At 69.9% G+C, this 25,738-nt stretch carries 17 protein-coding genes and 5 pseudogenes; 10 read left to right on the top strand and 12 right to left on the bottom strand.

Going from position 1 to position 25,738, the window contains the following annotated elements:
* Window positions 1-258 precede the first annotated feature (258 nt).
* Window positions 259-1,977 carry an N-formylglutamate amidohydrolase gene (locus WJ438_RS08665; protein ID WP_406724691.1) on the top strand — a complete coding sequence of 573 codons (1,719 nt, stop codon included), beginning with the start codon at window positions 259-261 and terminating at the stop codon, window positions 1,975-1,977.
* Window positions 1,978-2,327: 350 nt separating this feature from the next.
* Here the strand turns inward: WJ438_RS08665 and WJ438_RS08660 are convergent.
* Window positions 2,328-3,423 (bottom strand): annotated as a pseudogene (locus tag WJ438_RS08660) (integrase core domain-containing protein).
* 165 nt (window positions 3,424-3,588) lie between these two features.
* On the opposite strand from WJ438_RS08660, the gene WJ438_RS08655 reads away from it, so the two are divergent.
* Window positions 3,589-4,287 (top strand): DDE-type integrase/transposase/recombinase, encoded by a 699-nt coding sequence (locus WJ438_RS08655; RefSeq protein ID WP_406729630.1) that lies wholly within the window; start codon window positions 3,589-3,591, stop codon window positions 4,285-4,287.
* Here WJ438_RS08655 and WJ438_RS08650 read toward each other — a convergent pair.
* Window positions 4,256-6,031: a transposase gene (locus tag WJ438_RS08650; protein WP_406724690.1), complete on the bottom strand. Its 1,776-nt coding sequence runs from the start codon at window positions 6,029-6,031 to the stop codon at window positions 4,256-4,258. The genes WJ438_RS08655 and WJ438_RS08650 overlap by 32 nt on opposite strands.
* Window positions 5,934-6,479, bottom strand: a complete 546-nt coding sequence (locus WJ438_RS08645) for a helix-turn-helix domain-containing protein (RefSeq protein ID WP_406724689.1) — start codon at window positions 6,477-6,479, stop codon at window positions 5,934-5,936. Before WJ438_RS08645 ends, WJ438_RS08650 begins: the two co-directional genes overlap by 98 nt.
* Before the next feature lie 91 nt (window positions 6,480-6,570).
* Between WJ438_RS08645 and WJ438_RS08640 the strand changes: the two genes are divergently transcribed.
* The 3 genes from WJ438_RS08640 to WJ438_RS08630 all read left to right on the top strand — a co-directional run bounded on the left by WJ438_RS08640 (window position 6,571) and on the right by WJ438_RS08630 (window position 9,564).
* Window positions 6,571-7,833, top strand: coding sequence for an IS701 family transposase (locus WJ438_RS08640; protein ID WP_406724688.1), 1,263 nt, complete (start codon window positions 6,571-6,573; stop codon window positions 7,831-7,833).
* Window positions 7,834-8,014: 181 nt separating this feature from the next.
* Complete coding sequence (locus WJ438_RS08635) at window positions 8,015-8,323, top strand: hypothetical protein (RefSeq protein WP_406724687.1); 309 nt, start codon at window positions 8,015-8,017, stop codon at window positions 8,321-8,323.
* Between the two features lie 515 nt (window positions 8,324-8,838).
* Complete coding sequence (locus WJ438_RS08630; protein ID WP_406724686.1) at window positions 8,839-9,564, top strand: DUF4241 domain-containing protein; 726 nt, start codon at window positions 8,839-8,841, stop codon at window positions 9,562-9,564.
* Between the two features lie 369 nt (window positions 9,565-9,933).
* Here WJ438_RS08630 and WJ438_RS08625 read toward each other — a convergent pair.
* Window positions 9,934-9,987: pseudogene (locus WJ438_RS08625) on the bottom strand (hypothetical protein); the annotation flags it as partial.
* 26 nt (window positions 9,988-10,013) lie between these two features.
* Between WJ438_RS08625 and WJ438_RS08620 the strand changes: the two are divergent.
* Window positions 10,014-10,767: pseudogene (locus tag WJ438_RS08620) on the top strand (IS5 family transposase).
* 776 nt (window positions 10,768-11,543) lie between these two features.
* Complete coding sequence (locus WJ438_RS08615; protein WP_406724685.1) at window positions 11,544-11,927, top strand: hypothetical protein; 384 nt, start codon at window positions 11,544-11,546, stop codon at window positions 11,925-11,927.
* 34 nt (window positions 11,928-11,961) lie between these two features.
* Here the strand turns inward: WJ438_RS08615 and WJ438_RS08610 are convergent.
* The 3 genes and pseudogenes from WJ438_RS08610 to WJ438_RS08600 all read right to left on the bottom strand — a co-directional run bounded on the left by WJ438_RS08610 (window position 11,962) and on the right by WJ438_RS08600 (window position 16,117).
* Window positions 11,962-12,965 (bottom strand): annotated as a pseudogene (locus WJ438_RS08610) (IS5 family transposase).
* 54 nt (window positions 12,966-13,019) lie between these two features.
* A complete protein-coding gene (locus WJ438_RS08605; protein WP_406729629.1) occupies window positions 13,020-14,582 on the bottom strand; it encodes a BTAD domain-containing putative transcriptional regulator in 1,563 nt (520 codons plus the stop codon).
* A 509-nt stretch (window positions 14,583-15,091) separates the two neighbouring features.
* Complete coding sequence (locus tag WJ438_RS08600) at window positions 15,092-16,117, bottom strand: polyprenyl synthetase family protein (protein WP_406724684.1); 1,026 nt, start codon at window positions 16,115-16,117, stop codon at window positions 15,092-15,094.
* Window positions 16,118-16,507: 390 nt separating this feature from the next.
* Here WJ438_RS08600 and WJ438_RS08595 point away from each other — a divergent pair, with 390 nt between their 5' ends.
* From WJ438_RS08595 to cpt, 3 genes are all read left to right on the top strand, one after another.
* Complete coding sequence (locus WJ438_RS08595; protein WP_406724683.1) at window positions 16,508-18,655, top strand: MMPL family transporter; 2,148 nt, start codon at window positions 16,508-16,510, stop codon at window positions 18,653-18,655.
* A gap of 10 nt (window positions 18,656-18,665) precedes the next feature.
* Entirely contained in the window at window positions 18,666-20,645 is a 1,980-nt protein-coding gene (locus tag WJ438_RS08590; protein ID WP_406724682.1) for an ABC1 kinase family protein, read from the top strand.
* Window positions 20,646-21,107: 462 nt separating this feature from the next.
* Window positions 21,108-21,638: a chloramphenicol phosphotransferase CPT gene (gene cpt, locus WJ438_RS08585; RefSeq protein ID WP_406724681.1), complete on the top strand. Its 531-nt coding sequence runs from the start codon at window positions 21,108-21,110 to the stop codon at window positions 21,636-21,638.
* Between the two features lie 46 nt (window positions 21,639-21,684).
* Here cpt and WJ438_RS08580 read toward each other — a convergent pair.
* The 5 genes and pseudogenes from WJ438_RS08580 to WJ438_RS08560 form a co-directional block, all read right to left on the bottom strand.
* Window positions 21,685-22,029 (bottom strand): annotated as a pseudogene (locus WJ438_RS08580) (transposase); the annotation flags it as partial.
* 63 nt (window positions 22,030-22,092) lie between these two features.
* Complete coding sequence (locus tag WJ438_RS08575) at window positions 22,093-22,881, bottom strand: ABC transporter permease (protein WP_406724680.1); 789 nt, start codon at window positions 22,879-22,881, stop codon at window positions 22,093-22,095.
* Window positions 22,878-23,834, bottom strand: coding sequence for an ATP-binding cassette domain-containing protein (locus WJ438_RS08570; protein WP_406724679.1), 957 nt, complete (start codon window positions 23,832-23,834; stop codon window positions 22,878-22,880). Before WJ438_RS08570 ends, WJ438_RS08575 begins: the two co-directional genes overlap by 4 nt.
* The gene (locus WJ438_RS08565; RefSeq protein ID WP_406724678.1) at window positions 23,831-24,415 is read right to left on the bottom strand and encodes a DUF3995 domain-containing protein; all 585 of its coding nucleotides are present in this window, start codon (window positions 24,413-24,415) and stop codon (window positions 23,831-23,833) included. Before WJ438_RS08565 ends, WJ438_RS08570 begins: the two co-directional genes overlap by 4 nt.
* Window positions 24,416-24,464: 49 nt before the next feature.
* Entirely contained in the window at window positions 24,465-25,733 is a 1,269-nt protein-coding gene (locus WJ438_RS08560) for a cytochrome P450 (protein WP_406724677.1), read from the bottom strand.
* Window positions 25,734-25,738 lie beyond the last annotated feature (5 nt).

The raw sequence follows: 25,738 nt of genomic DNA, 5'->3' as shown, positions 1-25,738 counted from the left end.
CGCCTCAAGGATCTCCAACTGAGGGGCCAGCTCAAGAAATGCTCAAGTTCGGTTCACGCCATAGCCAACGAAAATGAATGCACCTACGCTCACCTCCGTCCCAGCCGACTCCTACGTTCGGTCCGGTTGGCCAGTACATCTTCCAATGGAGGTCGAGTCACGGATCAGTTCAGTATGTGGGCGTCGCGGAAGCCCGATAGCGGCCGTGGCGCAAAAGGCGAGCACGAGGTCGTTTCATCCAGAAAGGACAATTCCCGGATGGGATTCATAAGAAGCAGGCTGCGGTGGAGGCGGCTCCTGGCACTTCCAGTCGCAGCGCTTGCCTGTGTTCTGGCGGGTGCCGGTCTCAGCCCCGCCGCGGGGCAGGAAACGGAGGCGAAGGCGTTCGTCCCCGGCACCTCGTACTTCGGCAAGAACGAGTACATCGAGTACGTGGCCGGCAACCTGCCGGTCATCTTCACCGCCCCGCACGGGGGGTCGCTGACCCCGGAGGCCATCCCCGCCCGCACCTCCACCACATGTGGGCCGAAAACCGTCACCCAGACCGACCTGAACACGCAGGATCTCGCCCGCCAGATCCAGCAGGCCTTCTTCGCCAAGACGGGCAAGTACCCGCACGTCGTCATCAACCGTCTCTCCCGTTCGCGCCTTGACGCCAATCGCGACATCGGGGCGGCGGCGTGCGGCAACCCGTTGGCCGAACAAGCCTGGCGCGACTACCACAAGTTCATCGATGCGGCCAAGGCGGACGTGCTCGCCGAATCCGGCCGGGGCTGGTACACGGACCTCCACGGTCACGGGCACGCCGTCCAGCGTCTGGAGCTCGGCTACCAGTTGACCGCCGAGACGCTTCGCCTCTCCGACGCCGAGCTGGACGCTGCGCCGGCCTACGAGCAGGCCGCGTCGTTCCGGACCTTCTCCGAGGAATCACCGCTGCCGTTCTCGGCGCTCCTGCGCGGCCCGACGGCGCTCGGCACCTACCTTGCCGACGCGGGATATCCGTCAGTGCCGAGCCAGCAGGATCCCGCCCCACAGGTGGACGAACCCTATTTCACGGGCGCGGATCCCGGGTACAACACCCCGCGGCACGGCTGTGCGGACGGCGGCCGCATCTGCGGGGTGCAGATCGAGACGCACTACGCCGGCGTGCGGAAGACGCTGACCGACCGCGCCAACTTCGCGACCGCGCTCGCCGACGTCTACCCGGACTTCCTCGCGCAGTTCGGTGTCCGGATCGAGCCCCAGGCGCAGACTCCGCCCACGCCGGGCGACGAGGTCATCGTCGACAACCTGAACTCTTTCAATGACCCGGCCAAGGCGCGTTTCGTCACCTCGGGCAGCTGGGTGGATGGCAACAACAGCCAGTCTCACGGCCTCAACTTCCGGCTGTTGTCGAACCCGACAGCGGGGGACACCGCAGAGTTCCGGTTCTACGTTCCGACGCCAGGGTCGTATGCGATCGATGCCTGGTGGCCGGCGCAGTCCGGTCGATCCAGGAACGTCGTGTATCGGATCCACGAGGACGACGGCAGCACCGCACTCGCGGAATCGGTGCGCGATCAGCGCGTCGACGGGGCACGGTGGAATCCGTTCGGCGTTCACCACTTCAGCAAGGCGGGTTGGGCCAAGGTGGTGGTGTCGCAATCTCCCGGCTCAACCGGTTCGCTTGCCGCGGATGCCGTCCGGGTGACTCTCGCGCACCTGACACCGTCAGAAGGTGTTGCGGTGCTGGCGGGGCTCGTCGGTGAGCTGCCGGTCACCGCGGGGAACGCGCAATCGCTGAACGCGAAGCTCGATGCCGCGAGCGCGCAGTTCAGCCGCGGCAACATCGGAGCGGGAAAGAGCCAGCTCGGTGCGTTCATCAACCAGGTGACGGACTTCGAGCAGGCCGGAAGCCTCTCGGCCGAGCAGGCGCGGCCCGTCATCGCATACGCGGAGCGCGTGATCCGCGACGCTGGGCAGCAGGCCGGTCAGTGACACCGAACCAGACGTTCGTCGATGAAGGGAGGGCATGACTTGCTCTCGAAGAGCCCTGGGCTGCGTCCTGCCGGCAGGTCTGCTGGTGGGCGCAAGCCCTGGCTCGAGGGCAATCGCCAGTGCGGGCAGCAACGATCCGTCGCCTGGCGCCCAGTCCACCGTGTCCCTGCCGTCACACGCCCAGGGCAGCCCGCCGCCGTGGTCGGGCAAGGCGTTCCGGCAGGGCGTCGTGGCGATGGTCAACCCGTACGCCGCTGAAGCCGGCCCGCAGATCCCCGAGAGGGGTGGCAACGCGGTCGACGCCGCGGTGGCGGCCGCGTTGTCCTTGTCGAAAATGACATCCGTGCGGGTCAGGCAGCATGTTCGTACTGGTGGAGGATGCCGCCGAGGCGGTCGCGTCTGCGTATGTCGAGGCGGGCGATCTGCTCCGGAGCGGTGATCGGCGTGGGCAGGGAGTCGAGGGGACGGACGTTCGCGATGCCCTGGTGGGGTCGGTGGGAGTGGTAGAACTGTCCGAACGCGCGCAGAGTGTGGAGGAGATGGCGCTGGTTCCAGATCAACGCCCTGTCCAGAAGCTCGCGTCGACAAGTCTGTATCCAGCGCTCCATGAGGGAGTTCATCCTCGGCATCTGCACGCCGCTGAGTATGACCTCGATGCCGACGTCGGCGAGGATGGCGCCGAAGAGGGCGGAAAACTTCCCGTCCCGGCCCCGGATCATGAATCTGACCCGACCATCGGCATCCTCAAGGTCCACAACAAGGTGCTTCGCGGCCTGCGCCACCCAGGAGGCGGTCAGGTGCGCAGTCGCGCCGAGGACGCGGATGCGCCGGGTGGCATGCTCGATGACGACCAGAACGTACATGCGCGCCCCGGACAGGGTGACGGTTTCCAAGAAGTCGCAGGCCAGCAGGGCGTCGGCCGGGGAGCGCAGGAAACCCGCCCAGGTAGTGGAGGTCCGTTCGGGGGCGGGGTCGATACCGGCCCGGTGCAAGATCTCCCACACCGTGGACGCGGCCACCTTCCCCCGAGGACGAGCAGTTCGCCATGCACTCTCCTGTAGCCCCAGGTGGGGTTCTCCGTCGCCAGTCGCAGCACCAGGGCCCGGATGGAGCGTATGGTCCTCGGCCTGCCGGGCGCTTGGGGTGGGAGGCCGCAGTGTGGCGGCGCGCGATCAGGTCGAGGTGCCGGCGCAGCACCGTCTCGGGGCGCACCAGTAGCCGCATGCCGCGGAGAGCGTCGAGCGGCAGCCGATGCAGGAGTGCTGCCAGGAACGCCCGGTCGCCTGGGGTGAACCGGGCTCTGTTCTTGCCGGGTTGGCGTTCCAGCACCGTGATCTGGTGGCGCAAGGCGAGTATCTCGGCATCCTTCTCGCGGTCGCTCAGCGGGAGCAATCGCAGGAGGGCGAGGGCATTCATGACGCCGAGGTAGGCCGGTTTCAGCAGCACGGTCGATCACCGTGTCGCCTTGATCCACAGGGCGGCCAGGGTGCTGACCTTGACACTTCGGGCGACGCGGTCGGCGCCCGGCGGCCGAGGCACACTGCCTCCCACCAGCGCGGATGAGTTTTCGGCAGGCGCAGGGCCGTCGCCGCCGGCGGCACCGTCTGGGACATCCTCGTACAGAACCGGCGGGACACCGCCGCGGCCCGGCGCTTCTTCCGCCGCCTGCTGAAGACGACGCGTGCGGTCCCGCGGATGGTGGTCACCGGCAAGCTCCGCTCCCACGGCACCGCCCACCGCCAGGTCATGCCCTCCGGGGAGCACCGCTGTCCCAAGGGCCTGAACCACCGGGCGGAGAACTCCCACCAGCCCACCCGGCGGCACGAACACGCCGGGAACCGCTGCGCTCCGCCGGCGCAGCGCAGCGGTTCCCGGCCGCCTGCAGCGGCATCCCACCGCGCTTCCGCCCCCACCGCCACCCGATGGCCGCCCCCGGCCCCCGCGCCGAGACGGCCCTCCGCTTCGCCCTCCGGGACCGGACCCCGGCGCTGCCGACCCGCCCACCACGGCCTGACCACAGGCCCGGGCCGCGGACCCACCACGCCCCGGCCCGCCGTCAGACAGTCACGCACCCCACAACGTGACAACGCCGTTCACTGCTCGCACTCGTCTCCGCCGTCGCCGCCCTCATCGGAGGCATCGTCAACACCGGTGGGTTTGAGCCGCGCTCATATCGTCGGGGGCTCGCGAGCGAGGAACTGGATCCCCTTTGACTCATGCCCGTTCACGGTGGCCACCATCATGGTGCGGATGTCGACGCTTTCGACGTCCCTTGGGCTCAGCCGACCAGGCGGGAACGGTCGGCTGTGATGTGGGGTGGGCCGAGGCGTTCGAGCAGTAGCCCTTCCCGGGTGGACCACGGGCAGATCTCGACGTTCTTGGCCCCGCAGGCTTCCATGAGGGCCTGTGCGATCAGGGCTCCGGCCAGGGACTGTTCGGCGCGGTGCCGGGAGATGCCCGGCAGCTTGGCACGGCGGGGCGTTCCCGCGTCGGCCAGCAGGGAGACTGACGTGCGCAGTTGGGGTAGCGCCAGCCGCCGTCCGGCTCGCGGTGTCTTGCCCTGGGCGGCGGCGAGCCGGGCGAGCTGTTCGAAGGTCTTGGAGCAGGCCAGCACCCGCCCACCTGGTTCGGCCTGCGGCAGACCGGGCACGGCTTCCAGGGACCGATGAAGGTGCTGCCGGATCTCGGCCAGGCGGCGTTGGGATGGCGCGGTGCCGCCGGGAAGCCAGTCCCGGGTGATCCTGCGAGCACCCAGTGGCAGCGAGTGGACGGCGCGGGGCTGGTCTCCGGTGCCGGAGGCGATCTCTACGGTGCCGCCGCCGATGTCCAGGACCAGCAGCTGCCCGGCCGTCGGGCCTGCCCACTGGCGGGCGGCCACGTAGGCCAGCCGCGCCTCCTCAACGCCGCTCAGCACGCGCAGGTGGGTGCCAGTGGTGCGTGCCACCCGCGCGATGATCTCGTCGCGGTTGGGCGCGTCCCGGATGACGGAGGTCGCGAACGCGAACACTTCCGGTCCGCGCGGACGCGGGGCGGCGGCGACGGCCTCGGCCACTGCCCGCTCGACGCTCTTCATGCCGGCCTTGTCCAGCCGCCCCTTGCGGTCGAGGGTCTCGTGCAGTCTCAACCGCACCTTGCGGGAGAACACCGGCTCCAGCACCGCCCCCGGGCGCCGGCGCACCACCGTCAGTAGAGCACTGTGGCACCCGACATCGAGCACACCGGCCTGCCGCATCCCATCGCCTCCCCCTTGACCCCACACTCGACCGGACCGGCTCCTTCTCCGACCTTCCGGCAGCCCGGACGACGACGCGACGGGGATTCCGGCCCACCGCGTGAGCATATCGTCACCACCCGTGCACCCTCCGCCCCGGCCCGCAGCGATAGAGCCGTGGACGAGCTCACGCCGACTGCGCACGGAGGTCCCGGATTCTCGAACCGTACGGTTTCGCCCACCGGGGCCCTTTCCCGCGATGGCCCTGTTATGCAAGGTTCCTCGAAGGCAGTAAGTAAGACGGCGGCGTAGTGTGCGGGTCGGTGGTGCGGGGCGTCCCCGAACCCAGGGTGTGGAAAGGGAGTTGAGCTGTGTGGTGGCCAGGGTCGTGGCTCGGTCGATCTCGGCGGGGTCGGCAAAGGACTGGCCGGCCAGAGCGGTCTTGCGGAAGATCCGCCACCAGCCCTCCTGCAGGTTCAGCCAACAGGCGTCGACCGGGATGAAGGCGTGCCGGATGCGGGGGTGATCCTCCAACCAGGTCCGGGTGGCCAGGCTGTTGTGGGAGGAGAGATGGTCGGTGACCACCACGATCTCGCCCGTCGGGTTGGCGTCCTCCACCACCTGCAGGAACCACTGGTAGTCGACGCTGTTTCGGGAAGAAGCGGTCATGGTGACCTCCCGGCCGTCCACCGGCCGCAGGGCGCCGTAGACCCAGGTCTTCTCCGGCCCCCGGCTGTAGTCGAGTTCACTTTTGATTCGGTGCCCGTCCGGTGACCAGCCCGGCGCCGGCGGGAAGGTACGGGGGATCATCGGGCCAAGCTCGTCGGCGCACAGGACCGTCACGCCCTCGGGCGGGCTGGTGTAGAGCGCGACGATCCGCGTCCTTTTCCCGCGAAGTCGGGATCCCGGCTCCGCACCCAGGACCGGATACGGCGCCGACGCACGCCCTCCACCAGCAGAATCCGGCGCACCTGACTGCGCCGGACCTCGATCCCCTCGGCCCGGGCCGCCTCGGCCAGCGTCCACACCGGCGCACCGACCTCGTCGGCGGCCTGAAGGGCGCCGTCGGCCCCGGGGACCGAGCGCCCGGACGGCGGCTTCCGGACCAGCGCGATGATCCGGGACCGCTCGGCCTCGGTGATCGCCGCTTGCGGCCCTGCCCGCCCAGATCGACCAGACCATCCAGACCGGAGGCGTTGAAGCGGTGCAGCCACCGGCGCACCGTCTGCTCATGGCAGCCCAGCTCCCCGGCGATCTCCGGGACCCGCAGCCCCTCCCAGCTCAAGGCCACCAACCTACGCCCCGAAACAGGAACTCTAGTAGGGCTTTGTTAGGTACCCCGATTGTTCGTGCGTAGGTAGTGTTGTGATCTTCTTTCGGGTGTGACACCGGAGGAGATGGAGACGGTCCGCCCGCGCCTGGAGGCGTTCGCGGCCGAGATGCTGGGCTCGCTGCCGCGGCGGGACCAGCGGGCCAAGGGTGAGCTGTACCTGCGTGGGCTGATGCTGGACGGCAAGCGCAAGTCGATGCAGCCGATGGCCGAACGCCTGGGCGTGGACCACCAGCAACTCCAGCAGTTCGTCTCCTCCTCCACCTGGGACTGGGTCAAGGTCCGTGAGCGGATGGCCCGTTGGGCCGCCGCCCACATCTCGCCGGAGGCGTACGCCATCGACGACGTGGGCTTCCCCAAGGACGGCTACGACTCCCCGGGGGTGGCCCGGATGTACTGCGGCGCGCTGGGCAAGCGCGGCAACTGCCAGATCGGCGTCAGCGTCAACCTGGTGTCCGACCGCGCCTCGGCGGCCGTCGACTGGCGCCTGTTCCTGCCCGAGAGCTGGGACGACGCCCAGCACGCCGGCGATGTGCTGCTGGCGGAGGCGATCCGGCACCGACGTGCCAGGGCCGGCATCCCCGAGGCCGAGCGGCACCGGGAGAAGTGGCGCCTGGCCCTGGACATGCTCGACGAAGTGCGCGGGGACTGGGAACTGCCGGACCTGCCGGTCGTCGCCGACGCGGGATACGGGGATGCCACCGGCTTTCGCGAGGGGCTGACCGAGCGCGGCCTGGCCTACGCCGTGGCGGTCAAGGGCACCACCACCGCTTACCCGGGTGACGCGGTCCCCGAGCGCCCGCCGTACTCCGGTCGGGGTCGCCCACCCGTCCCGACCTACCCCCAGCCGCACACCACCTTGCGCCAACTCGCCCTGGATGCAGGAAGGTCGGTGGTGCGGACGGTGACCTGGCGCCAGGGCAGCAGGGTCGGCAAGCACAACCCCCGCGCCGAGATGCGCTCGCGCTTCCTGGCGCTGCGGGTCCGCCCCGCCAACCGCACCATCCGCCGCTTCGCCGACGGCTCCCTGCCCGAGTGCTGGCTGCTGGCCGAGTGGCCACCGGGCTCCGCCGAGCCCACCGACTACTGGCTGTCCACCCTGCCTGCCGACACCCCGCTGCGTGACCTGGTCCGGATCGCCAAGATCCGCTGGAGAGTTGAGCACGACTACCGCGAGCTCAAGGACGGCCTGGGCCTGGACCACTTCGAGGGCCGCAACTACTCCGGCTGGCACCGGCACACCACCCTCGCCTCCCTCGCCCAGGCGTTCTGTACCCTGCTGCGACTCGACCCAAAAGTCCCTGCGCCGGCCTGACCCTGTACGCGGTCCTCCGCGAACTCCAGGCCCTCCTGGCCACCTGGGCCGGCGCCTGCTCGATATGCGGCCGGCCCGCACCGACACCAGAACCACACCACAGGACCTAACAAAGCCCTACTAGGTCCCGCCGTCAAAAAGATCTTGCCAAGGCGGCGTAGACACCAGGCATGATGTGCTGGTGGAACATCTTCCTGTCGACGTGCGTGCTTCGCTTCGGTTCTTCGCCTTCTACTTGGCCAACGGCACCATCGACGTTGACCTGCTCGACGGTTTTGACTACCGACCTACTCTCTTCCAGTTCGGTTCGTCGCTGGAGCAGGTCTTCGCGATCTACGGCAATGTGCTGCAAGTCGACACAAACGGCGAGGTGCTGAACGACGGGGATGCGCAGTACCGCGTCGCACAGTGGATCCGCAGCTGTTGCGATCCGACTTATGAGGTCGAGCCGCCGTTCCAGGCTTGGGAGACCGAACTTCACGGTCCATGAATGAGCCAGTAGTCCTCCTGGGGCATCACACCCACATCAGCCTGACTTTCGGAAGTACGCCGTCGTTAGGGCGGCTGTGCGGGGAGAATCCGACGGGTGCCGCCCCGTGTCGTGGTCTGACTCGTGTGATGGCTGGCCGGGTGCCTCGTTACGGATGTGTCGATCTTCGGACGTGGGGCGGTGCGTGCCCGCACCGAGCCTGGGGGTCGTGTCCCGATAGACATCTCGGGATCTGAAGACGTCAAGCAGTGATGGGGACATTTGAATTTCCCCACCCTCTGCTCGGTGACCTCAGAGCCGCTCAGCTTGATTTTCCAGGCCGACCCGCGCTGACCTACGGTCTGGCTGCCTACCTCCACGACCTGCCAGGCGGCATCCGACGCAGTGGTGGCACCACGGCGAGCTGACCTGGTCACGGTCACCTTCCGTGGGCCGATGTGCGAACTGCCGATGTCACTGGGCCCACGTACCTTTTCGGTTGACCGCCCGGCCGGGTGGCGACGGAGGGATGAGACATGGAGTGGATCGGGGACGCCCGGCTGGCGGCCGGGCCGGAGGCCGCCTGGTACCTGGAGACGGCATTCACGCCCGGGAAGCACCTGGGGACGGTGTACGACGATCCGACAACGCCCGTCGTAGTCACGGGGGTTGAAGAGGTGACCGCCATTCGCATACCCAGCGGCCGTCTTGTCGTGGACGCGCCGTGGCATGACGACGAAGTCTGGGAGTACGAGCGAGGACTGCCGACGAGGCCTCCACGGGAGCTGGCGGTGCGGATTCCCCCGGGCACCTACCGGGTGGAGATCGCGTGGACGGCGGGGCCGTACGAATTCTTCGGGGAGCACTGCGACGGCGTTGAGTGCGCCGCGACCCGCTTGCGCATCAGTGACGACCCCGTGGTCGGGTGGGAGATGGGCCTGGGTGTCGACGACGACATCGACCGGCTTCAGCCGGGCGAGCGGATCCGCTTTGGCTCCGACGCCAATGTGGGCTGCTTCGCCGACGCCGGCGCGTGGACGGCCTTGGCCGCGCCGTTTCGCGCGTATGTGGATGGCGGGCCGGTGCCGCGCGACTCCGAACAGTTGCCCGGCTGGTGCGAGCGGGTCACCGACGAGTCGCAACAAGCCGATCTGGTCACGTTCACGGCAGAGTCGGGCGGTGTCGTCTGGCTGGGTCGCACCAAGACCGGCGACGTGGCCGTGATCGTCGTAACCAGCGGCCTGCCTGGTGCCAAGGCCTGACGCGGCGCCACCGGGTCCGCCGGTCGCCGAACTTCCCCATGCGCTTGAGGACTTGATCAAGTGGGGTGAGGAGTATTCCCGGTCGTTTTCAAGAACCCCGTCAGCAGCTGCCATTGGTGCGGTCGCGGGCGGAGTGAGGGCACGTTCTTCCTCGAAGAGGACTCGCCTCTGGAGGCAGTGGAACAGCTGCCCGAGCAGGCGATTGAACAGGTGCCACTGAGCTTGTGCGTGCCAGTCGCCGAGGTCGCGCCGGTGGCGGTAGTGGGTCTGCGCCCCGGGTGATGAGTGCAGGGAGGAGAAGGCCCAGAGATAGCCGGCGTCGGCGACGACCGGCAGGTCCGGCAGTTCCCACTCCTCGCGCACCTCGTCGAGCATCTCCAGTGCCAGGCGCCACTTCTCCCGGTGCCGCTCGGACTCGGGGATGCCGGCTCTGGCGCGCCGGTGCCGGATTGCCTCGGCCGCCGCGTCGTCGCCGGTATACGGGCCGGCTGCCGGTGGATGACCGGGTCGCCCTGCGCGGGATCGTCTATGTGCTGCGCAAGGGCGTGAGCTGGGCCGATGTACCCACGGAGCGGATCGGCCGCAGCGGAGTGACGGCCTGACGACGGCTGCGGGACTGGACCGAGGCGGGCCCCCGGCCGCGTCTGCACGAGGTCATCTGGGTGAACTGCGCAAGGCGGGACTGCTGGAGACGGACGACGCGGCGATCGACGGCTCGCACGCACGGGCGCTCAAAGGGGAGCTCACCCCGGACCTTCGCCGGTCGACCGGGCCCGCCCGGGCAGCAAGCACCACCTGATCACCGACCGGCACGGAACGCCGCCGGCCGTGTCCCTGACCGGCGGAAACCGTCACGACGCCACCCGGCTCATGCCTCTGCTCGACGCGATACCGCACCTCCGCGGGACCCGTGGACGGCCTCGCCGACGGTCCGGGCGACTGATCGCCGACCGCGGCGACGACCACGACAAGTACCGCCGCCTCCTGCGGGCCCGGGGCATCACACCGAAGACCGCCCGCAAGGGCACCGCCCACGGTCCCGGCCTGGGGAAGACCCGCTGGGGCGCCGAGCGCACCCTCGCCCGGCCGCGTCAGTTCAAACGGCTGCGGACCCGCTACGAGATACGCGCCGACCTCCACCTCGGCCTGCTCCAACTCGCCTGCGGCATCATCTGCTGGAGACGACTCCGAACCTCATTCTGAAACGATCAGTAAGGGCAGCAGTCACCAGGGACGAATTGCGAGCCAGACCTGTTTCCGATGACGCACCACGTAGAGTGCGTCGCCGTCCTTGAGCCTGCTGTGAAGGGCGCCTGACCCGCGGTTCCCTCGGTGCGCATAATGTGCGCTGTGAGCGTTACAGGCGATATCCTGACGCTGAAACGACGCTCGTGACGCTCATTTGACGCCATTTCCGATGGATCGTCATCTCGCCAATGATGCGGGTCACGCACCACGCACGGCGTGGTTCCCGAGGTTCTGGCTTTGCGAAGGCTTGACTCTTCTCCGTCTGTGGACGCTGACGCCGATGGGCGGCGGCGGGCGTGCAAGGAAGGGGTCGCTATGGCGGATCCGAAACGCCCTCTGGGGACGCGTCTTCAGAGGGTTGGACCGTAGGGGCTCCCGTCGCACATGAACGGCTGCAGATCGTCCGGACAGGGTTTCGGGCTGTCCGACAGGCGGAGTGTCCGGTGTTCGCAGTGGCCGAGGTGGGGAGCCGGTGTCGCCAGTTCTTCAGATGCGCGATGCCGTGCGCGTCGAGGCACGGCTGGGTGATGTGGGGCAGCCGAAGGCGCTTACCCGACGCCAGGCCTGATGGGACGCCAAGTAGGCGTGCCAGTCGGCCAGAAGGGGGGCAGTGGGCTGCGGGAGCGGCCCCGGAGTCGGGCAGGATCGCTTTCCATAGGCGATTCATAGATGCTTCCCGGATGCTGTTCCAGTACTGACCGATCGGATCCGTGTTGACGAGGGAGGCGGTTATGAGCGAGAGGACGCCCCATGAGGGGGACGGCCGCGACAGCGACCAGATGCTGGCGGAACTGGAGGAGGAGATCACGTCCTGGCTGGAACAAGGAGGGATGAACCTGATGACGGTCCTCAACGGCCAGAGTGTGTCCGACGAAACGACCGCCAGGAACACGATCTGGGACCTCGTGCAACAGGGCGGCTTCGGCGGAACCGAGACCGTCGACCGGTCCTCGGGGCTGCTCGGCCGAAGGGACATCGACTCCGACATCCGATGGAGCAATCTGGTGGCCACCTACATCGACTCCCTGAGCGGTTCGCTGCTGCCGCATACCGGCGACGGGGGGTACACCAGGTCGCTCGGCCTCGACGAGGGGCACGCGGGAGGGTGCGGCTGACCGCTTCCCTTCTAGGGCCTGTGTGATGTTGTGATCAATCGGCCGCTTGCAGGAGATCTCCGATCCAGATCATCGAGGCGCGGAGTTCGAGGCCGGCGAGGTAGCTCTCGGGCGTCTTGTCGAAGCGTGTGGCGATGCTGCGCCAGTCCTTCAGCCGGTTGATCAGTCGCTCGACGGTGTTGCGGTCACGGTAACGATCGGCGTCGTAAGTGACGGGACGGCCGCCCCTGCTGCCCTTCCTCTTGCGGTTGGCGGCCTGGTCCTTCTTCTCCGGGATGACCGCCCTGATGTGCCGTTTGCGCAGGTAGGCGCGGTTGGCGCGGGACGAGTAGGCCTTGTCCGCGGCGACCGCGCCGGGCCGGGTGCGGGGCCGGCCGACCGGCCCGCGGACCCGGACCTTGTTCAGCACGGGGATGAACTGCGGGCTGTCCGCGGCCTGCCCGGCGGTCAGCACGAACGACAGCGGCCGGCGCTTTTGGTCGGCGGCGAGGTGAATCTTGCTGGTCAGTCCGCCGCGGGACCGGCCGAGCAGGGCTTCCTTCAGGCGGAGCCTGCGTCGGCGGCGGACGCGCCGGCGTTCTTCCCGCTCGGGCCCGTTTCCGCCGTCCCGCCCGTTCTGTTCCGCCTTGTCGCCCCCTTTTGCCGGGCCTGTTCCTGCTCGGCGGCGGCCTCCTCGAGCGCCTCCATGACCTCCTGGCCGACGAGCATCCCGGCGGCGTCGTGGTGGGCGCGGACGGTCGTGGAGTCCACGCTGACCAGGGACAGGTCCGTTTTGCCCCGGCGGGCGGCCTCGGCGATCAGGCCCTCCAGCAGGGCGGTGAAGACACCGGCGTTCCGCCAGAGCCGGAAGCGTCCGTAGACGGTCGGCCAGGGGCCGAACTCGCCCGGCATCTCCCGCCACTGCGCGCCCGTCCTGAACCGCCAGATCACCCCCTCGAACTGATCCCGCAGCCGCTCGGGGTACGGGCCGTACTCGCCTATCGGCAGGAACGGCTCGATCAACTTCCACTGTTCTTCGGTGAGTTGTCTGCGCGTCACGATTGTCTTCCTACCGGATCCGCCTTCCAGGCGGATCCGGACCGGCAAGACTGATCACAACATCACACAGGCCCTAGCAGACCACCGGCCGTCGTCCGCCGCCCGGGGTGCCGGGAAGCCGGCCCCGCGGCTCTGCTCGCGGGCGTAGAGGCGCACCAGCGGCATGAGACGGTAACGCGACGGGGCCGGGGTGGACACCTCCAGCAGGCGGGCACCGGCCAGGCTCTCCAACGCGTCCTCGGCGTCCTTCCGCGGGCAACCGAGGACGTCCGCCGCCTCCTGTACGCCGAAGGCGTCGGGCCCGCTGTACGCCAGGACCCCCAGGGCCGCCCGCACCGGTGCGGCCACCCGCCGGTGGCCGGAGGACAGCGCCGCCCGGATGTCGAGGTCGCCCGCCCGTAGTTCGTCGAGCCTGCGTTCCTCCGGTTCGAGCCGGGCCGCCGCCGCCGCGAGCCGTTGGTGCGGGTGCGCGGCCAGCCGGGCCGCCACGATCCGCAGGGCGAGAGGCAGTCGGTCACACAGTTCGGCGATGCGGGCGGCCGCGTCGGGCTCGTTCCTGGTTCGTTCGGCCCCCACGATCGCGCTCAGCATCCGGCAGCCCTCCTCGGCGCTCATCGGGCCGAGGGCGAGCGGACGCGCCCCCGGCAACGTGGTGAAGGAGTCCCGGCCGGTGATCAGCGTGCGGCAGCCGCCCGTGCCGGGCAGCAGCGGGCGGATCTGGCGGTCGTCGGCGGCGTTGTCCAGGAGCACCAGCATGCGGCGGTCGGCGAGCAGACTGCGGTAGAGCTGGCCGCGCTCCTCCACGGAAGCCGGAAGGTTGTGCTCCGCGACGCCCATGGCCCGCAGGAACCAGCCGAGCACCTCGGCGGGAGAGCGGGGACATTCGGACTGTCCGGACAGGTCGGCGTGGAGCTGCCCGTCCGGGAAGCTGCGCCGTGCCTGATGCGCGGCGTGCACGGCCAGGGCCGATTTGCCGGTACCCGCGGCGCCCGTCACCACGGCGGGGGAGGGCCCCGCCTGGCCCAGGGCGGCCGCGATGCCGTCCAGCTCCCGGCGGCGGCCGGAGAAGTCCGCGACATCGGCGGGCAGCATCGCGGGCACGACACCGCTCCAGGCCCCGCGGTCGCGCACCCGCGCCACCGCGGGGCGGGGCCCGCCGTCCGGCAGGGCGAGCGCCGTGCCGACGATCCCCGCCGTCTCACGCGCGGCCGGCCTCGCGAGGGTGCCCGTCAGCACGGACTGCCGGATGTCACGCAGCGCCCGGTCGGGGTCCACCCCCAGCTCGTCACGGAGCATCCGTCGGCCGCGCTCGTACACCGCGAGGGCTTCCGCCTGCCGACCGCACCGGTGCAGAGCGGTCATGAGCTGGCCGAGCAGCCGCTCGCGCAGGGGATTCTCCATCACGAGCCGCATCAGCTGCGGGACCGCCGCGTCGTGGCGTCCCAGGGCCAGTTCGGCTTCGATCCGGCCTTCCCGCGCGGACAGGAGGGCCTCGTCCAGCAAGGGCTGTTGGCGTTCCCGGAGGTGGACGGTGACGTTGGAGAGAACCGGCCCGCGCCGCAGCGCGAGCGCCTGGCCCAGGTGTTCGGCGGCCTCGGTGTAGCGGCCCGCCGTCAGGTCCGCGCGACCGCGGTCCGACAGGCTCTCGAAAGCCGTCCAGTCGAAGAAGGCGCCCCGTGCGTCCAGTCGGTAGGCGTGGGCGTGCCGCTTCAGGTGGACGCCGGTACCCAGGCACTTCCTGAGCTGCGAAATGTAGGTGTAGAGCTGGGCCGTCGCCGTGGCGGGCGGTTCGCATCCCCACAGCAGGGCCTTGAGCCGGTCGTCGGAGAGCGGCCGGCCCCGGCGAGCAGCATCGCCGCGAGGACCGTGCGCTGCTTCGCCCCGCCGAGGGGGATTGTCCGTCCGTCGCTCTCGGCCTCGACTGATCCGAGTACGCGGAACACGAACGGGCCGACGCCGTTCACGCCCGCCGGTCTCCGTGCTCGCGGTCCGGCGGCCGGGCGCGGCTGCGGGGCGGACGGTGCGGCGGGTGGCCGGACGCGGCCCGCTCCCGCGGACCCGAGTCGGGTGGTGCGTTCGCGCACGGTGTCGCTGTGCCCCGGCATGGTCGGTCTCCCGTAGGTGCTTCAGGCCGTGCGGTGGGCCACGAAGTCGCAGAGCGTGTCGAGGATCGCGCGTGCCGGGGTCCGAGGCAGGGCCGCGAGGGCCGTACGGGCCAGTGCCAGGCGCTCGTCCCTCATGGCTGCGGCCGCGGCGAGTGCGGCGGAGTCCCGCAGGAGTTCCATCGCCCGGCGGTGCGGCCGTGTCCCGGTGGCCGGTCCGGCGGTGATCAGGGAACGCAGCTCTCCGTCGCCCGGGTCCTCGTCGGCAAGCGCGAGAAGCACCGGGAGGCTGAGCACACCGGCCTCTATGTCCCTGCCCTGCTCCTTGCCCGACGCGGAGGCGGGCGAACTGATGTCGAGGATGTCGTCGGACATCTGGAAGGCGAGGCCCAGCTGCTCGCCGTACTCCGCGAGGACGTCGACGTGCGCTCCGGGCGCGCCTGCCTGAAGAGCACCGAGCTGCAACGACAGGACGATCAGGGACGCGGACTTGCCGGCCGTCACCTGGAGGTAGTGGTCCAGGGGCGCGGTCCCCGGCTGGGGCCCGAGCAGCTCCAGTGACTGGCCGCGCACCAACCGGCTTGCGGTCGTCGCGTTCAACCGCACCGCGCACGGCCCCAGTTCACAGGCCAGCTGGGCGGCTTGGGCGAGGAGCCAGTCCCCGGCGAACACCGCTCGGCGGTTTCCCCAGCGGGCGTTGGCGCTGTCCGCCCCGTGCCGGGTGCCGGCTTCGTCGATGACGTCGTCGTGGTAGAGGGAGGAGACGTGGACGAGTTCGGTCAGCACGGCCGTGTCGATGACACCCTCGCTCTCCGGATCCCCGAACTCCGCGCCCAGCAGGACCAGAAGGGGCCGCAGCCGCTTTCCGCCGGTGGTGACGAGATGCCCGACGAGTGGGGCGACACGGGGGTCGGCGGTGCCGGCGGTGCGCTCCTGGAGGCGCTGTTCGACGGTCCGCAGGCGCTTGGCGAGCCGGTCGCGCAGTGCCGGGTCTTCGACGGCGAGACCGGACACGAGGGAACTGTGCTCCGGGGGGCTCAACACGTTCATCCGGGCTCCTGAGGGTATGAGGCACGGGGTTCCCCGGCAGGACACTGCGGACGGTCGGCCGCGGGGGCTCGCCACGAGGGCTCGCTCCTGGCAGCCGGCTGTTCGCCCGACGCCGTGGCAGGGTCCGGACAATGCGTGCGGCGGGCCGTGAGTGGCGGGCGTCCGCGACGGGTCGCGCTGCGGACGCCAGGACTGTCGCACCGGGTCGCGCTGCGGACACCAGGACTGTCACACCGGGCCCGGAGCGCGGGCAACGGTCCTGGCAGGTTCTTGCCGCGTTGGCGCTCGTCATCGGCGGCGGCGGAACACGGCGGCCAGACTGCGAGTAGACCGGCGACCCCAATGCGTTGGCCCCGGTATCCCCCAGCTCAGGAAGCACGAAGGAGCACCATGTTCGGACGGATAGGGCGGTTCGCCGTCAACCGGCCCTGGCTGACGATCATCGCCTGGATCCTCGCGACCGTCGCCGTGGTCGCGCTCGCGCCGCAGCTGAAGAGCACCAACGACCAGGCGGACTTCCTGCCGTCCCACTACGAGTCGGTACGCGTCACGGAGCTGCAGCAGCGCGCGTTCCCGATGGCGGAGCAGCCCTCCGCCATCGCGGTGTTCCAACGCGACGACGGGGACAAGCTCTCACCGGCCGACCTGACGGAGGTGACCCGGATCGCCGGGGCCCTGCAGGCGGAGGGCTACGACAAGGTGAAGTCGGTCCTCGCGAGCCCCGAGGCGGTCTCGCCCAACGGCAAGGTGGCGCTGGCGAGTGTCTTCGCCACGACGAAGAACCACTACGACCAGGCGCTCTTCGAGTCGGTGAAGCAGCTCCGGGCGGACGCCAAGCCGCTGCTCGCGAAGACCGGCCTGAGCATGGGGGTGACCGGGCCGACCGCCAGCGGGCTGGACAACCTCGAGTCCTCCGGTGACACCGACGCGATGATCATGCTGGCAACCCTGGTGCTGATCGTGGTGCTGCTGCTGCTGATCTTCCGCAGTCCGCTCATCGCGCTGCTGCCGGTCCTGCTGATCCTTCTGGTGTTCGTGGTGGCCACCGGGCTGATCGCCACCGCCGCCGAACTCGGCGGGCTCCAGGCCGACAACTCGGTCTCCGCCATCCTCATCGTGGTGCTGTTCGGCGTGGGCACCGACTACATCCTGTTCCTGCTCTTCCGGTACCGCGAGCAGCTGCGGGAGGGGCAGGAGCCCAAGAAGGCCATGATCGACGCGGTGGCCCGGGTCGGCGAGACCATCGCCTCCGCGGCCGGCGCGGTCATCGTCGCCTTTTTCGCCCTGGTACTTTCCACCATGGGCATGCTGCGCGCCATGGGCCCGTCGCTGGCCATCGCCGTGGCCGTCACCCTGCTGGCCTCCCTGACCCTTGTCCCCGCGGTCTTCTCGCTGCTGGGCGCCAAGGCGTTCTGGCCCTCCAAGGCGTGGAAGAAGCAGCCCAGGAGCGTCGTCGCCGGGCTCGGCACCCTCGTCTCGCAGCGGCCCCGCCTCCTCGCGGGTCTCTCCGGCGGCCTGCTGGCCGTCATGAGCGTGGCCGCGTTCGGCTTCAACGCCGAGTTCGACAGTGAGAGCTCGCTGCCGCAGAACCTGGAGTCCGTACAGGCGTCCAAGGACCTCCAGCGTGGTTTCTCCGCCGGGCAGACCGACCCCTCCCTGGTGCTCGTCGCCTCCAAGGACGGCTCCCGGCTCGACCCGGCCGCCCTGGAGACGTTCCGCGAGAAGCTCTCCGGGGTCGAGGGCGTCGGCGACGTCTCGCCGGCCATGCTCGGCACCGCCGGGGACGCGGCGCAGTTCAGCGTCGTCCTGGACTTCCGCCCCGCCGAGGAGGCGGCCATCAACCTGGTCGCCGGCGACCTGCGCGACACCGCGCACCAGGTGGCGCCCGAGGGCACCGAAGCGCTCGTCGGCGGCACCAGCGCGGTCCTCGCCGACATCCGCGCCGCCGTCGACCACGACTACTCGCTGGTCTTCCCGATCGCCGGCATCGCCATCATGGTGATTCTCGGACTCCTGCTGCGCAGCGCCATCGCGCCCTGGTACCTGATCGTGGCTGTGGGCCTCGGGTTCGGTGCCACCCTCGGCTCGGCCGTCCTGGTCTTCCAGCAGATCAAGGGCGAGAACGGGCTGATGTTCGCGCTGCCCGTGTTCGTCTACCTCTTCGTGGTGGCGATCGGAACCGACTACAACATTCTCATGGTCGCCCGCCTCCGAGAGGAGATCGCCCGGGGCAGGACCCAGCAGGAGGCCGTCCGGCTCGCCGTGACCCACTCGGCGCCCACCATCGGGGCCGCCGCCGTCATCCTGGCCGGCACGTTCGGCGTCCTGATGCTGGCCGCCAACAGCATGCTCCAGCAACTGGGCTTCGCGGTGGCGTTCGGCATCCTGATCGCCGCCTTTGTGATGGCGCTCGTGCTGGTACCGGCGGTCACCTCGCTGCTCGGCGAACGGGCCTGGTGGCCGTCGCGTGACCGGCAGGGGCCGACGGAAGGCGATGACGCCGTGCCGGCGCTGGCACCCGAGCCGGCCACGACGTGACCTCCTCACGTTGACCGCGTTCGTCATCGCCCTGACCGCTGTGGGCACCATCGCCCTCGGTCTGGTGGTACTCGGTTTCGGGGCGCGCAGGCTGCTCGGTCTGCGGATCGGCGTGCTGCGCTTCCTGCTGACCGGATGCACCGGACTGCTCACCACCGGACTGGTGAGTTCCGCGATGGGGCCCGCCGCGGCGGGCACCGCGCTGGTGACCGTCCAGGTGGGCTGCGCCCTGCTGGCCGCCATGACGTTCCTGGCCCTGTCCGAGGCAGTGGTGCCCAGCGGGTTGGTCGGCGGCATCGTCCGCTGGCCCCGCTCCGTGAAGCGCCGGGTGGCGCGCACCCGGCGCTTCACGGAGCTGAGCCGGATCGCCCTCCGGCACGGGCTGGGCCGCCTCCCGCGGCTGTCCGGCCTGACCCGCCCGGCGACGAGCGCCACCCGGACGGAACACGCCCGCGCCCTGCGGATGGCCCTGGAGGAGGCGGGCACCACTTTCGTCAAACTCGGCCAGGTGCTCTCCACCCGCTACGACCTGCTGCCCACCGAGTTCATCGACGAACTGAGCCTGCTCCAGTGCACGGCGGCCGCCGAGCCCTGGGACGACATCGAGCAGGTGCTCACCAAGGACCTCGGAGCCCCGCCGGGCGAGGTGTTCGCCGAGTTCGACACCGTGCCGCTGGCGGCCGGTTCCGTCGCCCAGGTGCACCGGGCGCGGCTGTGTGACGGCCGGGTGGTCGCCGTCAAGGTGCAGCGCCCCCGGGCCCGCCAGGTGGTGGAACGCGATCTGGACATCCTCCTGCGGATCGCCCGCAGGACCGGCGAACGCACCGCGTGGGGCCGCTCCGTCGGAGTCACCGGACTGGTCCGGGGCTTCGCCGCCTCCCTCCGGGAGGAACTCGACTTCCGCACCGAGGCCCGCAACACCCGGGAGATCGCCGCCGCGCGGGAGGCCGAAGCAGGACAGCACCCGTCGGAGGATCCGGCCCCGGCGGTGAAGATCGCCGCTGTCCACGACGGTCTGACCACCGCCCGCGTGCTGGTGGTGGAGTGGCTGGACGGGGTGACGCTCGACAAGGCGGCCGAGTCCGCCGACGCCCGCGGATGGGACCGGACGGCGCTCGCCGGAGCCCTGTTGGACTGCTTCCTCGCGCAGATCATGACCGACGGCGTCTTCCACGCCGATCCGCACCCGGGCAACATCATGCTGCTGGACGACGGACGACTGGGACTGCTGGACTTCGGTTGCGCAGGCCGGATCGACCGGGTGCTGCGTTCGGCGCTGCGCGACCTGCTGGTCGCGATCCACCGCAACGACCAGCAGGCCCTCTGCGATGCGCTGCTGGAACTGCTGGAGCACCGGCCGGAACCGGCCGACGAGAACCGGCTCACCCGTGACCTGGGCCGGTTCATGGCCCGGCACCTGGCTCCCGGGACCCGGCCGGACCGGGACATGTTCGCCGCGCTGTTCCTGCTGGTGACCAAGTACGGGCTCGTCGTGCCCGGCGAGATCGCCGCCGTGTTCCGTTCCCTGTCGACCCTGGAGGTGTCCCTCGACCGGCTGGTCCCCGACTACGACATCATCGCCGAGGCCCGCCGGTTCGCGACCTCCCAGGTCCGGCGGAAGCTGACCCCGGGGAGCCTCGGACGTGCGGCCACGGACGAGATGCTCACGCTGCTGCCGGTCCTGCGCCGCCTGCCGCGCCGGGTCGACCGCCTCACGGAGGCCCTGGAGCAGGGACGGCTGAGCGTGAACGTCCGGGTGCTGGCCGACGAACGTGACCGCGACTTCGTCCGTGGAATCGTCCACGACGTACTGCTGGCCTTCAGCGGCGGTGCGGCCGGGGTGGTCGGGGTGATGCTGCTGCAGACGCCCGGCGGGCCGGAGATCACCCCGTCGGTCGGACTGTTCGAGGTGCTCGGGTGCAATCTGCTGCTCGTCGCTTCGGTGCTGACGCTGCGGGTGCTGTTCTCGCTCTCCCACGGCCGCCGCTGACCCCGGCCCCCTGAGCCCCCGGGCTCGCCGTACGTCCGCGGCTCGAGCCAGCCGGAACGACCGCGGGCCCCGCCCCGCGCCCCGCGGGTTCGGCTCCGTCCCGGTACAGCGGACCGCCGTCCGCGCGATGTTGGGCAGGAACGGGGGCGGACAGGAGGCGAAGTCCGCAGCGGTGGTGCCCCGTTCGGCGGGCGCCCGGGACCGGGTCGGCTGCGGAACGTGCCGGTCTCTCGGCCCGCACCGGCGCCCCCGGAGGCCGTAGCCGCCGAACTCCGTCGCCACCTACGCGGACTTGCTGTCCACGCGTGCTCGCCGCCTACGTGCGCCCGCTGTCCACGCGGACTGTCCGCCTACGCGCGCCAGTGCTCTGACCGGGAAAGTTCACCAGGTTGTGGCAGGCGGTGCAGAGTTCGCGGAAATCCGTTTCGAGACTTGCCCCGGTGCCTCTACTGTGGCGCGGTGATGACTCAGGTGATCGTTCTCAACGGTGGTTCCAGCTCGGGGAAGTCCGGGATCGTTCGGTGTCTGCAGGCAGTCCTGCCGGATCCGTGGCTGGCCCTGGGGACCGACACGCTGGTTGACGCGATGCCGGCGTCCATGCAGGCGTCGGATGGCGGGATCGAGTTCGCTCCGGACGGGGAGGTGATCGTCGGGCCGGAGTTCCGAACGCTGGAAGCGGCATGGATCGAGGGGGTCGCCGCGATGGTCCGTGCCGGCGCCCGGGTCATCGTCGATGAGGTCTTCCTCGGCGGAGCGGACTCGCAGCAGCGATGGCGGAAAGCCTTGGGCGAATCGCGGGTGCTGTGGGTCGGCGTCCGGTGTGACGCTGCGGTGGCCGCAGGCCGTGAGGTCGCACGAGGCGATCGGACCACCGGGATGGCTGCGTCCCAGGCGGATGTGGTCCACCGGGGCGTGGCCTATGACCTGGAGGTGGACACCGCGCATGCGGAGGCGATGGAGTGTGCGCGGACCATCGCCGCACAGGTCAGGTGATCGACGGTCCGGCTGTCTGCCGCTGTGACCGCAGCGCCGGGAGGAGTCAGGCTGCGATGGTGAGGGGGCGTCCGCCCCGGCGGATGCCCTTCTCGCTGCGGATGCGGGCGCGTTCGCGTCGTTGGGCGGCGAGGGCGTCGGGGTGGTGGGCGTGGGCGTTGCGCCAGCGCAGGCAATCGTGCAGGGCCCGGGTCTGGACGGTGTGGTTCGGATGGTGCGAGCTGGTGGGAGTGAACTGCCGGAGCGGTCCGAAGTGCGCCTCGATCGGGTTGGCCCAGGAGGCGTTGGTCGGGGTGAAGCACAGCTCGACCTTGTGCTTCTTCGCCCAGGCGGGGATCTTCGCTCCGTTGTGCGCGGAGAGATTGTCCATGATCACGTAGCTCGGGGCGCCGCCGTGCACGCACAACGCCCGGCCGGGGAACTCCGGCCGGGCGTTGTGCGTGCACGGGTGCCCTCAGCGGGCGGTCGCCGTGCTGTAGGCGCGGCCCGACAGCGGTACGACCAGGGCGAGGATGACACCGATCAGGAGCAGCGACATCGCGATGGGGTGCTCGGCCGGCAGTCCCGTGCCGACGCCCACGGTGGGGTTGCCGAAGAGCTGCCGGCAGGCGGTGACCACCATGCTGACCGGGTTCCACTCGGCGACGACCCTCAGCCAGGTCGGCAGTCCGGCGGGCGGGACGAACGCGTTGGACAGGAACACCAGCGGCATCATCGCCATGAACGCCAGGGCGTTGACCGATTCGGTGCTGCGCAGCGCCAGACCGAGCAGCGCGCCGAGCCACGACATGGCGAAGCCGAGCAGGAGCAGCAGCCCGAACGCCGCGAGGGCCTTGGGCAGTCCGTTGTGGATGCGCCAGCCGATGAGATAGCCGACACCGGCCATCAGGACGCAGGACCAGGCGGCGAGCGCCATGTCCGCGGTGGTACGGCCGATCAGCACCGCGGAGCGGGAGATCGGCAGCGAACGGAAGCGGTCCACCAGGCCGTTACTCAGGTCCCCGACAACGCCCAGGGCGGTCTGGGAGATGTTGGCCATCATCACCTGGATGAAGATGCCCGCCATGATGTATTCCTGGTAGCTGCCGCCCTCCACCGTCATGGCACTGCCGAACAGCATGCCGAAGATCAGCACGAAGGCGATCGGCATGATGGTGACGCTGATCAGCTGCTCGGGTATGCGGTAGATGTGCCGGAAGTGACGGCCCACCAACGCCCGTACGTCACTCAGTGTCTCGGTCACGCCGAATTCCTCTCCCTGGCCGTCTGGCCGGTCAGCGTCATGAAAACGTCGTCGAGCGAAGGGCGCCGGACGGCGAACTCGGCTATTTCGATGCCGAGTTCCTCCACGGCCGCGGCTGCGGCGGCGACTCCGCCCATGCCGTCGGGCAGCGGCACCGACACGGTGCGGCCGTCGTCGGAGACGGACGGGGTGGTCGCGAGCCGGGCGCCGATCGCGGCCACCACCCGGGAGGTGTCCTCGACGGCGAGCGCGGCGACCTCGAGGCGCTCGGTGCCGACCTTCTGCTTCAGCTGGTCGGCGGTGCCATCGGCGATCACCTTGCCGGAGTCGATCACCACGATGCGGTCGGCGAGCTGGTCAGCCTCTTCCAGGTACTGGGTGGTCAACAGGACGGTGACGCCCTTGGCCACCTGCTCCCGGATCATCCCCCACAGGACGAGCCGGCTGCTGGGGTCGAGTCCGGTGGTCGGCTCGTCGAGAAAGAGGACCGGCGGGTCGACCATCAGGCTGGCCGCCAGGTCCAGCCGCCTGCGCATGCCGCCGGAGTAGGTCCGTACCACCCGGTCGGCGGCGTCGGAGAGTTCGAAGCGCTCCAGCAACTCGTCCGCCTTGCGGCGCGACGGGCCCTTGCCCAGGTGCAGCAGGGTGCCGACGAGCCGCAGGTTCTCGCGGCCGGTGAGCCGTTCGTCGAGGGCCGCGTACTGGCCGGTGAGGCCGATCCGGCGGCGCACCTCCTTGGGCTGCTTGAGGGCGTCGAATCCGGCGACCGTCGCCCTGCCCTCCTCGGGCCGCAGCAGGGTGGCCAGGATGCGGACGGTGGTGGTCTTGCCCGCACCGTTGGGGCCGAGCAGTCCGAGAACCGTTCCCTCGGGCACGGAGAGGGACACCCCGCTCAGCGCCTCGTGGCCCTTGTAACTCTTGCGGAGGCCCTCCGCCTCGATGGCGTTCGTCACGGCTTCACCTCGATCGTTGAAGGGGCCCTTCGGTTCCGTCCGTCCGACTGCGGGACGTCGGCCCCGGGGGCGGACAGACGGCGGGGGCGGTGGCGCAGGTGGAGTGCGGCGAGTGCCAGCGACGCGCCCCAGATGAAGAACACGGGATACCAGTAGAAGTTCCAGGGACCGAAGGAGGCGGCCACTTCCGCGCTCGGCTCGACCCTGCCGACGGCGACGAAGAACCGCAGGTATCCGTAGCCGAGTCCCCACAGAGCGAGCCCGGTGCCGCCGATCAGGCCCGCCCCGATGCGGAGCCACCGGGGAAAGAAGTCCCCCCAGGGCCGGAAGAGGGCGGTGGTCGCGAGGGCGGCGAGAGTGGAGGCCGCCCCCATGCCCCAGAAGGCGACCATGCGCTGCCAGGCCACGTCCGGCACCGACTCGGGGGTGTCGGGGTAGGCGATCATGATCCCCAGCCCCCACCACAGGTGCGGCAGGGCGTAGGCGAGCCCGGCGATCACCGCGCAGTACCCAACGGCCCGCTCCCATCGGGAAATCGGGACCTCGGACGCCGAGGCGGCATCCTCTCGTGCCTTCGACATCGTCTTCCTCTTCCTTCTCATCAGGACCCGGGGGCGCAGCGAACGTCCCTCAGCTCCACTGGGCGAGCCCTGTACGGTCCGCGTCGAAGTGGACGGGCAGGCTCTCCAGGCCGCTGAGGAAGTTGGAGAACACCGGCTCCACCGGGCCGTTGGGCTCGATGCGGTCCGCCACGGTGCGCAGTCCGTCGAGCATGGCGTTGATCTCGACACGGCCGAGGAACGCACCGAGGCAGAAGTGCGGCCCGTAGCCGAACGACACGTGCTTGTTGGGGGTGCGTGCCAGGTCGAACGTCTCGGGGGCGTCGAAGACGTCCTCGTCCCGATTGGCGGAGGTGTTCCACAGGGTGACGATGTCGTCGGCGGCGATCCGCTGCCCCGCGATCTCGACGTCCCGCAGCGCCCGGCGGCCGAAGTGCATGCCCGGAGTCGTCCACCGCAGCACCTCCTCCACAGCGCTCTCCACCGTCACCTCGCCCTGCTTCAACGCGTTCCACTGCTCCGGGTGACGCATCAGTGCCTGCACCCCGCCGATCATCGACAGCCGGCTGGTCTCGTCGCCGCCGATGATCAGGCTGTAGCAGTTCAGGACGACCTCGTCCTCGTCGAGCGGCTTTCCGTCGATCTCGCCGGTGGCCAGCACGCTGATGACGTCGTCGACCGGGTTCCTCCTGCGCTCCTCGGCGAGCTCGCCGAAGTACAGAAGGATCTCGTTGCGGGCGAGCCAGGACTCCTCGGCACTGGTGCTGGCCGTACTGGAGCTGAGGGCCTGCTTGTTGAGGCCGAGCAGGAAGGCGCGGTCCGACTCGGGGACGCCCAGCAGGTCGCAGATGGTGGCGATCGGGATGTGCTCGGCGACGTCCCGCGCGAAGTCCGCCTCGCCCCGCTCCACCGCGTCCTTGAGGAGCGTGCGGGTGCGCTGCACGACCTGCTCCGATATGTGCCGCAGGGCGCGCGGCGAGAACGACTTGAGCATCAGCTTGCGGATCGCCGCGTGCCGGGGGCCATCGGTGACCGCGAGCATCTTGCCCGCCGCGGAGTCACTGCCGTGCAACAGCGTGACCAGCAGGTTCCCTCGCTCGGAGGTGAAGTTGTCGTCGTCCTTGTACACCTTCATGATGTCGTCGTACTTGGACAGGACCCAGAATTCGGGTCCCGCCGCTGTCGCCGGATGACGGTGTACCGGGCTCTCGGCGCGGAACCGGCGCCACATGGCGTGGACGTCGGTCGTCTGATAGGTCCGGGGATCGGTCAGGTCGAAGCTGTCGAGCTCATGGGCCTCGACGTCGGCTCCGCCCAGTGCCTCGGTGGCGCTGGTCATAGGGG

Origin of the sequence: Streptomyces sp. GD-15H (assembly GCF_045291515.1) — a bacterium.
Lineage (GTDB): Bacteria > Actinomycetota > Actinomycetes > Streptomycetales > Streptomycetaceae > Streptomyces.
This window is presented reverse-complemented; position numbering and strand designations above follow the sequence as displayed.